The 12436-nt window shown below is 34.8% G+C and carries 12 protein-coding genes; 9 read left to right on the top strand and 3 right to left on the bottom strand.

The genetic code is table 11. The features are described from left to right. Window positions 1–44 precede the first annotated feature (44 nt). The 5 genes from Spiro2_RS08470 to Spiro2_RS08450 all read left to right on the top strand — a co-directional run bounded on the left by Spiro2_RS08470 (window position 45) and on the right by Spiro2_RS08450 (window position 4361). Window positions 45–1247 (top strand): tRNA-dihydrouridine synthase family protein, encoded by a 1203-nt coding sequence (locus Spiro2_RS08470; RefSeq protein WP_338635294.1) that lies wholly within the window; start codon window positions 45–47, stop codon window positions 1245–1247. Continuing rightward, complete coding sequence (locus tag Spiro2_RS08465) at window positions 1225–1440, top strand: hypothetical protein (protein WP_338635292.1); 216 nt, start codon at window positions 1225–1227, stop codon at window positions 1438–1440. The genes Spiro2_RS08470 and Spiro2_RS08465 overlap by 23 nt, the downstream gene beginning before the upstream one ends. 163 nt (window positions 1441–1603) lie before the next feature. Further along, on the top strand, window positions 1604–2227 hold the full coding sequence (locus tag Spiro2_RS08460) for an HNH endonuclease (RefSeq protein WP_338635290.1): 624 nt from the start codon (window positions 1604–1606) through the stop codon (window positions 2225–2227). After that, the gene (locus Spiro2_RS08455) at window positions 2228–3067 is read left to right on the top strand and encodes an alpha/beta hydrolase (RefSeq protein WP_338635289.1); all 840 of its coding nucleotides are present in this window, start codon (window positions 2228–2230) and stop codon (window positions 3065–3067) included. A gap of 145 nt (window positions 3068–3212) precedes the next feature. Continuing rightward, on the top strand, window positions 3213–4361 hold the full coding sequence (locus Spiro2_RS08450) for a branched-chain amino acid transport system II carrier protein (protein WP_338635288.1): 1149 nt from the start codon (window positions 3213–3215) through the stop codon (window positions 4359–4361). 108 nt (window positions 4362–4469) lie between these two features. Here Spiro2_RS08450 and rpsG read toward each other — a convergent pair whose 3' ends face one another. Together rpsG and rpsL are read right to left on the bottom strand one after the other, a co-directional pair. After that, entirely contained in the window at window positions 4470–4943 is a 474-nt protein-coding gene (gene rpsG, locus Spiro2_RS08445) for a 30S ribosomal protein S7 (RefSeq protein ID WP_338635287.1), read from the bottom strand. A 160-nt stretch (window positions 4944–5103) separates the two neighbouring features. Beyond that, window positions 5104–5517, bottom strand: a complete 414-nt coding sequence (gene rpsL / locus Spiro2_RS08440) for a 30S ribosomal protein S12 (protein ID WP_338635285.1) — start codon at window positions 5515–5517, stop codon at window positions 5104–5106. 420 nt (window positions 5518–5937) lie between these two features. Between rpsL and Spiro2_RS08435 the strand changes: the two genes are divergently transcribed. The 4 genes from Spiro2_RS08435 to Spiro2_RS08420 all read left to right on the top strand — a co-directional run bounded on the left by Spiro2_RS08435 (window position 5938) and on the right by Spiro2_RS08420 (window position 11937). Continuing rightward, a complete protein-coding gene (locus Spiro2_RS08435) occupies window positions 5938–8106 on the top strand; it encodes a hypothetical protein (RefSeq protein WP_338635283.1) in 2169 nt (722 codons plus the stop codon). Between the two features lie 45 nt (window positions 8107–8151). Then, on the top strand, window positions 8152–9501 hold the full coding sequence (locus Spiro2_RS08430; RefSeq protein ID WP_338635282.1) for a flagellar hook assembly protein FlgD: 1350 nt from the start codon (window positions 8152–8154) through the stop codon (window positions 9499–9501). A gap of 39 nt (window positions 9502–9540) precedes the next feature. Then, window positions 9541–10917, top strand: coding sequence for a flagellar hook protein FlgE (locus Spiro2_RS08425; protein ID WP_338635281.1), 1377 nt, complete (start codon window positions 9541–9543; stop codon window positions 10915–10917). A gap of 138 nt (window positions 10918–11055) precedes the next feature. After that, window positions 11056–11937, top strand: a complete 882-nt coding sequence (locus tag Spiro2_RS08420; protein ID WP_338635280.1) for a fatty acid desaturase — start codon at window positions 11056–11058, stop codon at window positions 11935–11937. Window positions 11938–11948: 11 nt separating this feature from the next. Here the strand turns inward: Spiro2_RS08420 and Spiro2_RS08415 are convergent, their stop codons facing one another. Continuing rightward, a complete protein-coding gene (locus Spiro2_RS08415) occupies window positions 11949–12299 on the bottom strand; it encodes a hypothetical protein (RefSeq protein ID WP_338635279.1) in 351 nt (116 codons plus the stop codon). Window positions 12300–12436: the final 137 nt, after the last annotated feature.

Below are 12436 nucleotides of genomic sequence, written 5' to 3'. Positions count from 1 at the left end.
CGAACGAAAAGAGCTATTTGTTCGAAATATTAAAAAGGATATCTATGGTACTTCAGTTTACAGATGTTAGGAATCAAAGTCATATTCGTTGTGGGTTAGCACCTATGGAAGGTGTAACGTGTTTTGCCACACGACTTTGGTTTTCTTTGACCTCTCAACCTGATTTTGCCATGACACCCTTTTTGCGAGTCACTAAAGAATACCCTTGGAAGCGCGTGTCTTCAATGTATGCAGCAGAAATTTTTGAATTAAAAAATGCTGTGAGTTATAAATTGATTCCTCAGCTCATGGGCACGAGTCCTGATGACCTAGAGCGCATTGCAACCCCTTTGTTATCAGGAGCTCCATTTGTTGATGTCAATTGTGGCTGTCCGTCACCAAAGGTTGTGGGAAGCCGTGCAGGAAGTGGCTTGCTTGAAGATCGCGAGGTTTTTGCAGCGTTTCTTGAGGGATTACAACAAAAATTAGGTCACGATAAATTTAGTATAAAAATGCGTTCGGGTTTTTTATCAGAATCAGAGTTTCCAGCGTTACTGGATATTGTCTCTAGTATAAAAATGGCACAGCTTACTTTGCATCCCCGTACTCGCAAAGATCGATATACAGGAAGGGCAAATTGGGATTTGATAGCAACTGCTTCAAGGGATTGCGCATTTTCTGTTGTAGGCTCGGGTGATATTGTCGATTTCAATACATTAAATACACTCAAAAATTTTGCACCCAATGTGAATACAGTTATTATTGGGCGTGGTGCTCTGCGCAATCCTTGGATTTTTGAAGAAATTAGAAGAGGTAAAACTGTGTGTATTTCACGGAATGCATTGCTGTTTTCGCTTGCAACATTTGCTCTGTTGCACGAATTTCAAGCGCATAATCCCTTAAAACTTTTAGAGCTTGTAAAACAAGGACTATTTTTTACACCTTGCCTTACCAATGAAAACTTATGGCAGGCATTGTATTCTAGGCTTACAACAAGCTTTTATGGGACAGAACAACCCATCTCTCATTTGTGTTTAGATAAACCGACTTTTGCAAAAGTGAAGATGATTTGGCATGCTTTACGAAGTGGTTTAGGGGCGCAATTTATGCATCCGCAGCTGTTACGGTCTCGTGATTTTTGTGAGTTTGAAAGAGAGTTTTTAAACATTGCTAAAGATTATAATGATTTAATTCCTTTAAAATATCATTCTGAGTTTGATTGGATTTATTCTGGGGAAAAACGTAATGAAAAACAAGAGTCAGAATAATAATTTTACAGTAAATTCAGGTGCTTCAAAGAAAAACACACATGAAGCAGATTTGCTGTGGCAAGAATATCAGAGTATTTCTAAATCTAAGAAAATTGCAAAAAAAGTTTTTTATTCCATCCTTATTTTTATATTTTTTATACTAATAATTTTAGGTGTCTATATTGTTTTTAATGCTTCAAATCCATTTTAAAGCTTATAATTTTGACCATCAATACTATTGATTTGTTTTTTTTTGGCCGATAAGATCTCTGTGAGTTGAATAAGAGTTTTTTATTAACGTTTTCATCATTTTATAATAAAAATTGCATAGGAAGTGGCGCTCCTCTGATTTTATTATGAAAGTAGGATGCATTATGGGCAGTTTTGACCGAAAGGTTCTTGTGCTTGATTCGAGGTATGAACCCGTTAAAGTCGTCACAATGGAAATTGCATTTGTCCTCCTTTATAGTGGTCGAGTGACATCAATCATGGATTCCGATAGAATTATTCAGGGTGTCTCGCGTTCATGGACTGTTCCATGGATTGTAAAACTAAATGGTTGCAGACCTAGAACAAAAAGATTGAATGGACCACGTTTTTCTCGTCAAAACATTTATCTTCGTGATGGATACCGTTGTCAGTATTGTCATTGGGTTGGTCATGCTTCAAATTTAACTTTAGATCACCTTCTCCCATCTGCTAAAGGCGGAAAAACAACGTGGGAAAATATTGTTACAGCTTGTAAAACGTGTAATATGAAAAAAGGTTCTAAAACAATAGAAGAGCTTGGAATTAGATTGCAACGGCCACCTTCTCGGCCGCAGTTGCATCCAACAGCTCTGTTTCCTTTGAGATACGGGCTCAATTCAAAAAACGCCCCTTCAATGTGGATTCCTTATCTTGATTTGTCTGTTGCTGATAGGGTTTTTGTTTTAGGCATTGATGCTTCACCAGTGTTTGTTTCATCTTATAAACCAGACTCTGGCGCCCAGGCCTAAATGAAAAATTTTTCTGACGAATTTATTGTTGTCGATGAATACAAAACTCGTTATTGGATTTATGGTGATGCCCAAGAAACAGTATTGCTGCTTCATGGTTTTGCTTTAGCAATAGAAATTTGGGAATTAAATATTCAATCCATTGGAAAAAATTATAAAGTTTTAGCCTTAGATCTGCCTGGCTTTGGTCTGACCGATAAATTAAAAGGTTCGTTTCATCTTGATTACTATCCACAGTTTTTATTAAAATTTTTACAGGCATTAAATATCTTAAAAGTGCATATTGTTGGGCATTCTATGGGGGGATTGATTGCAACGAGGTTTACTCAGCTTTTTCCTGCAATTGTAAAAAGTTTAGTATTGGTGAGTAGTGTAGGTTTTAAAAGTCATATTCCTCCTCATTTTCGTATATTTAGTTTGCCTTTTTTAGGGGAAATTTTTGTAAAACCAAATCAGCGAGGTTTGCAAAGTGCGTTGAGAAAAAATACATTTTATAAAATTCCTTATACAAAATATTTAGCTGAAAAATTATATGAATATTCATTGCATCCAGAGATGCCAAAAACACTTTTGCAAGTTGCGCGATCGGCAATTGGAATTTTTGGATTTAAGAGAGTGATTATTGAAGTAATTAGAAGTGATATTAATAAGTTAACAATGCCTGTAATGATAATTTGGGGTAAAAATGATGCAATTATTTATGCAAATCATGCACTCGATGCGCATAAATTAATTAAAAACTCAAAATTAGTGTTATTTGAGAATTGTGGTCACTTGCCACAGCTCGAATATCCTGAAAGATTTAACGCGCAGGTTGAGGATTTTTTGCGGCATTCCTAATTAATAAGATATTAACATAACAGAAAAATATTGTTTTTTTGCCCTTGTTGCTCAGGATTATTTGTTGACTTTTGTTAGATTAAGAGGTCTTATTGAGCTTTGTCTTTTATTGATTAGATGCCCAACCTATGGAGCGGGATTTTTTATGTTGTCAGCTCAGACCTCAGTTTCAAAATCAAAAATTATCATAGCTGGTTTTGCTGCATTTGCGATGTTTTTTGGTTCTGGAAACTTGGTATTTCCTCTTATGATGGGCAGTGAAGCACAAGCAAACTGGGTTTATTCCTCGCTTGGTTTGGCATTGACAGGGGTTTTTGTCCCATTTCTTGGTTTGATTGCCATGACATGTTTAGAGGGCTCTCAAGAGCGCTTTTTTCGTTGGTTGGGAAAATATGGGGCTTGGATTGTTCCGTTTTTAATACTTTTATTAATTGGTCCATTTGGAGTGATTCCAAGATGCATTACCGTTGCATTTGGAGCGTGGCAAACATTTTCAGCAACAACGCCTCTTTGGCTTTTTGCTTTATGTTGTGTGTTGATTATCTTGATAGCAACCTATGGTAATGGAAAAATAGTTGATATTGTTGGTAAATATTTTACACCTGTCAAGCTCGGTGCTTTAGCAATAGTGATAGGGGGCTCACTTTATTGCGCAATCACATCTAAAAATTCTATCCCTCACGGTCAAGTGACTGCATCGCATTCATTTCAAACCGGTTTTTTTGAAGGTTACCACACCATGGATCTTATGGCATCTCTATTTTTTGGAGTGAGTTTGGTTCAATATTTTCAAGCTAAAGATAAAGATCCAATTCCTTTGCGTCCTACCTTAATTTCAATGGCCTTGGGAATGTTTTTACTGATGGTTGTTTATATGACTTTGGTTTTTTTAGGCGCTGCTTATTCTTCGCAAATTTCGCATTTACCGGGTCCACAAATTCTTCCTGCAATTGCAAAAATTGCGTTGGGTGATGCATCGGATTATCTGATTTCGTTTACACTCGTGGTCTCATGTTTAACAACCGCTGTGGCTTTGATGGCTGTGTCTGTTGACTTTCTTCATAAAAAAGTTGGATTTTTTAATGGCAGACGCCGTTTAACCTTATTTCTTTGTTTAGCAATTACGTTTGTTATGGCATTAACTGGTTTTACCGGCATTATGGCGTTTATGGCTCCGATTTTAACTTGGTTTTATCCATTTCTTATTTTTATGGCCATTTTAAATATTATGGTGTTTGTGTTTAAAAATGTTAAAGTGGCGACACACATCAAAAGGCATAAAAAAGTTGCTTAAAGCTTAAAAAAAGCCCTCACTCTCAAAGGAGTGAGGGCTTTTTTGTGCCAAATTTCAGGAAGTGCTTTAAATAGAAAACTCGCTCTGGTTAGCAGAGAGTTAAAATTATTAGAAGCGGTAGTGAGCAAATGCTCTGTTTGCTTCTGCCATTTTATGAACGTCTTCACGTTTCTTGACAGCAGCACCACGGCGGTTTGCGGCATCGAGAATTTCTGCGGCAAGCTTATCACGCATTGATTTTTCGTTGCGTAAGCGAGAGTAAGAAATAAGCCAGCGGAGTGCGAGTGCTTGTCTGCGTTCAGGGCGGACTTCAACAGGGATTTGGTAGTTAGACCCACCAACACGGCGTGTACGCACTTCAACTTGTGGTTTTAAGTTTTCGAGAGCGCGTTTGAAAACAGCAATAGCTTCTTCGCCTTGAGTTTTTTGGCTTACGATTTCAATTGCGCCATAAAAAATTTTTTCTGCGGCGCTTTTTTTACCATCTTCCATCATACAGTTGATGAATTTTGTAACTAAGATATCGCCAAATACTGGATCTGGGAGAACTTCACGTTTTACGGGGCGACGTCTGCGTGCCATAATTATAATTCCTTTAAGAAAAGAGAAACTTCAAAGTTTGTAAATGAAACCTTTACTCAAAAACAGCACGTAAAGCGTGATGTTTCTGTGTGTTGTGTTGGCCATATTTCAGGCAGGGAGCAACGCATCTCACCTATGTAAAGCCATAAAGGCTGCTTGCTTACTTTTTACCTTTTTTAGCAGGTTCAGCGGCAGCAGCGCCTCCTTTAGGACGTTTAGCGCCATAAAGAGAGCGAGATTGGCGACGTTTTGCAACACCAGTGGTGTCGAGAGCGCCACGAACAATATGGTAGCGAACACCAGGTAAGTCTTTAACACGACCGCCGCGAACAAGAACAACAGAGTGTTCTTGAAGGTTGTGGCCTTCTCCTGGAATGTAAGAAATCACTTCAATACCTGTTGTTAAACGAACCTTAGCAACCTTACGGATTGCGGAGTTTGGTTTTTTAGGCGTTGTAGTGTAAACGCGTGTGCAAACGCCACGACGTTGAGGGCACTCTTTAAGTGCCGGTGATTTGCTGCGGTAAGGGTTTGGCTTACGGCTGCGTTCGACAAGCTGGTTAATGGTTGGCATACGAAACCTTTCCTTGTATGTAGCCGCGGTTTTCTTTAAGCATGCTTTATTTGGCTGAAAACATGCGCGCGCTTCGAGTTGCCTTGTTAGCAAGAGCTCCAGACATTAGAAAAGCTTTCTGTCAAAGTCAACTATTTTCTAGGAAACTCTATACTATTAAGTCATGTTTTTAGCGGCAAAAGTGTGGTGGTAGCCAAGAAACAAAGGGCGCAGATCTCATGGAGATTTCTGGCTAAGAGACGCCTTGGGAAGTTGTTGATAGCAATATTTTTACCTACTTATAAATTGGCAAGCATTGAACTCTATTCCCAAGCCAGAGTTATTCTTGTGTGCAAGAAAAGTGCTCAAGTTTTTTGAGGATATCAGATAACTTCTACTTAAAGAAACAATAATTTTGTTTCTTTAATGCGGAGTGTGCAAATGTTTGTAGAATCCCCAAAAACAAGTTTGTTTTCAATAGGCGCTCTAAACCAAGCGGTGGCTGAGCAACAGCCTAAAAATGAGCAAGAAATCTTGGAAGATGAATTAGATAACACCAATCAGCAGTCTAATTTTCAAACAATTTTTGAGCAATTATTTGGCAAAAAAAATGAGTCAAAAACTGACAGTGATTTTAACGACAAGATTTTTAATTTTAAACAGGATAAAAGTGAAAAAGAAAATGAAATATCTAATCTAATTGAGCAAAATCAGATTGCAAATTTTGTAGTCAATAACCCTATCGTAAATCAAATAAATAATAATAATTATATTGAAAAAAATGAGCATAATTGTGCTGAAAATAACGGAGTACTAAAAAACGAAAAATTATTTAGTAATAATAATGTTAATAAACAATTAGGAGAATATAACTTTTTTCCTCTTGCGTATAACAAAGATATCAAAATTAATCCAAATATTACAAAAGATGATGTTAATTTTTATAATCTTGAAAAAGATTTTTCTAAAATTTTAAATAATAATTTATCTAATAATAAAGTTAATTTAAATTATATTAAAGAAGTAGATGGTCTTGGTTCTGTTTCATTAGGTGATTTAAATAGATTAACAGAAAATAAAAACACTATTGGGATAGAAAAATTATTTTCAAATATTAATATTGAAGCTCCTCTTATTAATAGTAGCGAAATAAAAAATGATTTAAAAACAAATAATCATTTTAAAAACAACATCTATAATGAAGATTTTTATAATAATATAGTACCAATTACAGATAAATATTTTGCCTATCCCATAAAAAATATTGATATTAATAACGAATTTCAGATTGACTATGTTGTATTTAGCGAATCGCCTAAAGATGATATAAAAAATCCAACTGTGGTAGGATTTTTAGCTAAAACTAAAGAGTTGGATTTTGATAAGCAAAACTTATTAATAGACCTAGGTAATGATAAATATAATTTTAATAAAAAAACAAATAACAATTTTATATCCGAATTATTACCAAAAAATGAAGATAGAAAAATAGTTATTATAAATAAAAATCAAGATCAATTAGATTTTAATATAAAAGATTTTCAATCAAATATAAATTTTCCATTTAAAAACAATAAAATTAATAAAGAATTTGATTTTAATTCAAAAGAAATTAAATTTAGTAATTTACTTGTAAATTTAGACAATAAACTATTGAAGGATAATAAAATAGAAGTGGAAAATAAAGCTTTTTCCGCTACCGTTTTAAACAAGTCTGAAAATTTTTCTGAATTGTTTATTGAAAATGAAAATTTAGATAATAAAATAAACGAAAAAATAGATAATAAGATAAATGATATTGTTAATAAATTTAATTTTAATAATAAAAATAATAATGATATGTTTTCAAATAATAGTGATAAAAATGAAAAATTTTTTGAAAAATTTAAAGAAACAGAATATATTGAAGTTTCTAAAACACCAGAAGAAAGTAATGGTATTAATACCATAGAAAAAGGAATGACAGCACAATTTAGTAAGCCTGTTGTTGTTTCAGACAAAAGCACCGCGGATTTTTCTAATCCTATAGTTTCTACTACTATGCGCAGAGCGATCGATGTTTCAAATCAATTGCAAGTAAGAGGTGGAGGAACTGCAAAAATTCAAATTCAAGATGATAAAATTGGCAGTGTAGAACTTACTATTAATATGAAAAGAGATAAATCTGTCTCAATGGAAATAAAGGCTTCTGATATTGATTTAAAAAACAATTTGGAAGAAAACGCAGAAACGTTAAAAAAATCATTAGAATCTCAGGAAATTAATTTAATAGAGCTTAAAGTCACAAATTTGGAAAAATCAATACACGCAGGCATGAATGGTTCTGCTAATCAGAGTTTTTCAAATCAAAATTCTCAATCTCAACAGCAAGAAAACGATGGAAATAATCAAAATTCTTCGCAACAAAATTTTAATCAAAGTTTGTTTTCTGGGAATTTTTCAAATAATAATAACAATTTTTTTCAAAACAATGTTGAAAGCGAATACTTGTTTAATAAAGGAGGAAATAAGAATTATATAAATAAAAAAAATTTAAAAAATAATATGGAAAAAAATTCCATAACAAATATTCAACGTGGTGCAAACGGATCTATTAAAGTTTTAGCTTAATTTTATAGGGTAATATTAGTTAGTTTTTTGTTGCGAGGTTGTTTTATGTTTATTGGTGAAGGCAAAGGTGTTTTAGGAAGGCGTCCAGAAAAAGTCCCAGAACCACCAAAAGAAATTGGACTTAAAGTTGAAAAAGGTGAAGAAGCATTCAATTTTGACAATATGATTTCTGAGTCAAATATACTCCGTCAAACAGAAATTGAGCGTGAAAAAAAAGAAGCTGGCGGTGATTTTCGAATGGGCGAAACAAAAGATGAGCGAGATTTTAGAAAACAACTCGAAAAAGTAACTGGTAAAAAGCAAAATGTAGCAAAAAATAAATTAGAACGCGATGACTACCTAAATTTGCTTGTTACCCAGTTAAAGTATCAAGATCCAAGCAAACCGATGGAGCACTATGAGATGGCATCTCAAATGGCGCAATTTAATACGGTTGAACAATTGATGGGTGTAAATAAATTATTAACAGAAATGAAAAAATTACAAAATGATGCCAAGGCAGAAAAATTAACCCAATATTTAGGCAAGGATCTAGAAATTCAAGGAAATATTATACATTTAGATTCTGACGGCAAATCAAATTTAGCCAAGTTTGAGCTACCTGCTGTAGCATCCAATGTGATTGCAGAAATTCGTGATGACCATTCAAAAGTTGTTAAAAGTTTGCATTTAGGTTTTCAACAGGTCGGTTCTAATAAAATTGAATGGGATGGAACCAATGATAAAGGCGTAAAACTGCCTGCAGGCAATTACACGTTTAATATTCTTGCTGCGACAGAAGATGGAAAGCCAATGACAGCAAAAACTTCGTATTTGGCTAAAGTTGAAGGAATTACTGATATTTTCTCTGGTGGGAAATTAGACACCAATGCTGGCGAAGCAGATCCTTCAAAGATTGTTGCAGTGAGAAATCCAGAAGTGGCAGACTCACAAAAGATGAATAAAAATCAACTGGCAGCATATTTGCAACATGCACCTCAAAATTTAGTAGGTATGCCGCAGCCAATAGTGGGAGCACAACAGCAGCCAGTCGTGGGAGCACAACAGCAGCCAGTCGTGGGAGCACAGCAGCAGCCAGTCGTGGGAGCACAGCAGCAGCCAGTCGTGGGAGCACAGCAGCAGCCAATAGTGGGAGCACAACAGCAGCCAATAGTGGGAGCGCAACACAACCAAGTCAATGCAGTAAATCATAACAGAACCACGTCACCGCAGCGTTTTGTAGAGCCGATAAAATCTTTAGAAGAGTTTGAAAAAGAAGCAAAAGTTTTAGAAAAAAGTCAGTTACCGCAACAGCCTAAGGCCGCACAACCCGAGATAAATTATCAGGGTGTTAAAGCGTCGCCAAATTATGGGGGGGCTCCCAATGTAAATGGGATTCATGGAAGAGTGAACTGATTTTATATTGTGTGTTTTTATTAAAAAGAGGATCTCAATATGCCAATAAATTACGCCTTATTTAGTGCGGTTTCGGGCTTAGGAACCAATGCAGATGGCATGTCTGTGGTTGCAAATAACATTGCAAACGCAAACACCAAATCATTCAAAACAGACAGAGCAGAATTTGAAGACATGCTTTCGGTCAGTTTAAATGAATTTTCGCAGCTTGGTCGAGGTGCTCGGTTAAGAAATATTACAACGTTATTTAATCAGGGGGCTGTGACAAATACGGGGCAAATTACAGACCTCAGTGTTCAAGGAGATGGCTTTTTTATCATTAAAAGTGATGTTGCCGAAGTTAAAGAATCAAATGGTTTATTTTATACGCGGCAAGGAAGTTTTCGTTTTGACAAAGACGGTAAATTGACCGATCCCGGTGGCGCTCGTGTTCAGGGTTATATGCCAGATCCTGATAGCAACAACCGTTTGTCGGTAAAAATGACTGACTTACAAATTATTACTAATATTATTCCTCCTCGCGCCACCAATTTGGTAAATGTTGTGACAAACCTCGATGTGAGAGATCGGCCTCCAGTCGATGATTTTGATTTGTCTCGCCCAGCAGATACCTCAAATTTTGCAAGTGCTGTGACTATTTACGATAACTTTGGCTACGGCAGGCAAGCGGTAATTTACTATGTAAGAACCACAGATACCACTAAAAATGAGTGGGATTGGTATGCCACTGTCGATGGAGCAGAGGTTTCTACTGATCCGCCTCGTAATATGAAAGGTAAAGTATTGCCTGCAGTTATTGCAAAAGGTAAAGTTGAATTTGATGAAGATGGTAAACCTATTCTTCCGTTTAAAACAAAAGCAGGTATTCCTATTCAGGTAGACATTATTGGCAAATCAGATGCCGCTACAGTTCAGTTTGTCAATGGGGCACGTCCACAACTTTTGCAATTTAACTTTGGTCCTACAATTGATGAAGATGGGGTCATTGGCACGCAGGGATCTACCAGTTTGGCAGCAAAATCTGGAGTTGCCTTTCACTCTCAAGATGGATACGAAGCTGGTTACTTAAAAACTATTAAAATTGACTTAGATGGTATGATTCGCGGTACGTACACCAACGGTTTAGAACGGAGGCTTGGAGCTGTTGCGCTAGCTGCGTTTCAGAATAATCACGGTCTGCAAAAAATTGGACGCAATAATTATATTGCAACGCCAAGAGCTGGAGAAGCGCGAATAGGTTTGCCGCAAACCATGTCTCGAGGAAGTATCTATTCTGCAGCCCTAGAAGAATCAAATGTGGATTTGGCGCAGCAATTTGTCGATATGATTCTCACTCAACGTGGATTTCAAGCAAACTCTAAAGCAATTACGACAACAGACACAATGCTTGAAGAAATTATTAACTTAAAACGTTAATATGAATGTTATAATTTAAATTAAATTCATCATAATTGATTTTATTCGTTAAGCTGCTAGAAGACTTTTCTATGTTGTGCTATACTTGTTTTTTTTAGTATAGCCCTTTTTAATAATTCTTTAAGCAGTAGCTTTTTTATGATATTTCAAAGTGTTATAAATAAATTTCGTAATAATGCAAATAACTTTGCATGCCCTCATTTGTTTTTTGGTATTCTTGTTATTTTATGGCAATTTTTGTTAATTTTTGTTTCGATATTGTTTTTTTATTTTGTTTCAGTTCAAAGTTTTTTAATTTCAACAATTTTGACAATATTTTTTGTGTTTTTTAATGGCACACGGATGAGAGCTTTGGGTAATATTATACACGAATGTTGTCATGCTCGATTTGTACCAGAGCGGCACATGAATTATCAAATTGGTAAATTCTTATGCTACTTAGAACTCAGCTGTTTCAAAACTTACAAAAAAGACCACTTTTCTCATCATAAATATTTGGGTAGTATTTTGCTTGATGAAGACTTTAAAGTCCGGCATAAAATAGGTCTTTGCGATAAAAATTCGTTAAAATTTAAAAATTTTATGAAAATTATTTTCTATCCTAAAAATTGGTTTTATTTAATAAAATCATCCTTCGATTTGAGTAATTATAATAAATATTCGTTATTGTTTTATATTTGTTACTGTTTAGTTTTAGGAATTTTAATCAGTATTTTTGGTTTTGAGTTAATATTTACTTTTTTAATTTTACCTTTTTTTACGTCATATCAAGCTATGAAATTGTTTTCAGATGCTTTGGATCACGGTGGCTTATATTTTAACGAAAAAAAAGAAAACAAAACAAGAAATCATTATTTTAAATTTTCATTTTTTAATTGGCTTTTTTTTCCAAGAAACGATTGTTTTCATTTAATTCATCATTTATATCCAAATATACCAACAACAAAATTATTTTTAAAGCATATTTATTTAATGCGGCATGATGACGAATATCGCAAAAGAAGACATTGTATTTTTTGATAGAAAAGAAATTAAGGCCATAGTAAATATTTATCGTTGTAATCTTCTAAATCTCCGTCCATTGTTGCATTGAATCCATCAAGATGACTTTTATAGAGTGAAACATCATCATATGGGATAAAGGTGTAATCTCCATTCGATTTTTGAGTGGTTAACACATTAGGATGTTTTCTGTTTATGTCTTTAACTTCAACATTATCATCCAAATCCCAATCATCACCTTTTTTTCTTTGAATTGTGACTTCATCTCCAACTTCATAGTCATGGAGCTTTGGAGGTGGGACTCGTCTAATAACTTGTTTTTCGCCGTCTTTGTAATATTCAACGCGGTATGGTGTTCTGTCCAAAACTGAGCGAACCAACTTTATCCCCTTGCTTTAGGCAATTCTTGCCTAGATTTAGTCGGTTTAAACTAATTTATTCTTTAAAATTATACGTTTTTAAGAATAAAAAAATCACAACTCTCAAGGTAGAGTTGCGATTGATTGAGTCTATTTAG

Origin of the sequence: Spirobacillus cienkowskii (assembly GCF_037081835.1) — a bacterium.
Classification (GTDB): Bacteria; Bdellovibrionota_B; Oligoflexia; order Silvanigrellales; family Silvanigrellaceae; genus Silvanigrella; species Silvanigrella cienkowskii.
The sequence above is the reverse complement of the archived record's forward strand: the minus strand, read 5'-3'. Positions and strand labels throughout refer to the sequence as shown.

Excerpts from the sequence above, each read along its gene's own strand:
- Spiro2_RS08460 (WP_338635290.1), top strand. The coding sequence starts at position 1,604 with ATGGGCAGTTTTGACCGAAAGGTTCTTGTGCTTGATTCGAGGTATGAA.
- Spiro2_RS08430 (WP_338635282.1), top strand. The coding sequence starts at position 8,152 with ATGTTTATTGGTGAAGGCAAAGGTGTTTTAGGAAGGCGTCCAGAAAAA.
- rpsL (WP_338635285.1), bottom strand. The coding sequence starts at position 5,517 with ATGCCAACCATTAACCAGCTTGTCGAACGCAGCCGTAAGCCAAACCCT.
- Spiro2_RS08465 (WP_338635292.1), top strand. The coding sequence starts at position 1,225 with ATGAAAAACAAGAGTCAGAATAATAATTTTACAGTAAATTCAGGTGCT.
- Spiro2_RS08435 (WP_338635283.1), top strand. The coding sequence starts at position 5,938 with ATGTTTGTAGAATCCCCAAAAACAAGTTTGTTTTCAATAGGCGCTCTA.
- Spiro2_RS08420 (WP_338635280.1), top strand. The coding sequence starts at position 11,056 with ATGATATTTCAAAGTGTTATAAATAAATTTCGTAATAATGCAAATAAC.
- Spiro2_RS08425 (WP_338635281.1), top strand. The coding sequence starts at position 9,541 with ATGCCAATAAATTACGCCTTATTTAGTGCGGTTTCGGGCTTAGGAACC.
- Spiro2_RS08455 (WP_338635289.1), top strand. The coding sequence starts at position 2,228 with ATGAAAAATTTTTCTGACGAATTTATTGTTGTCGATGAATACAAAACT.
- rpsG (WP_338635287.1), bottom strand. The coding sequence starts at position 4,943 with ATGGCACGCAGACGTCGCCCCGTAAAACGTGAAGTTCTCCCAGATCCA.
- Spiro2_RS08450 (WP_338635288.1), top strand. The coding sequence starts at position 3,213 with ATGTTGTCAGCTCAGACCTCAGTTTCAAAATCAAAAATTATCATAGCT.
- Spiro2_RS08470 (WP_338635294.1), top strand. The coding sequence starts at position 45 with ATGGTACTTCAGTTTACAGATGTTAGGAATCAAAGTCATATTCGTTGT.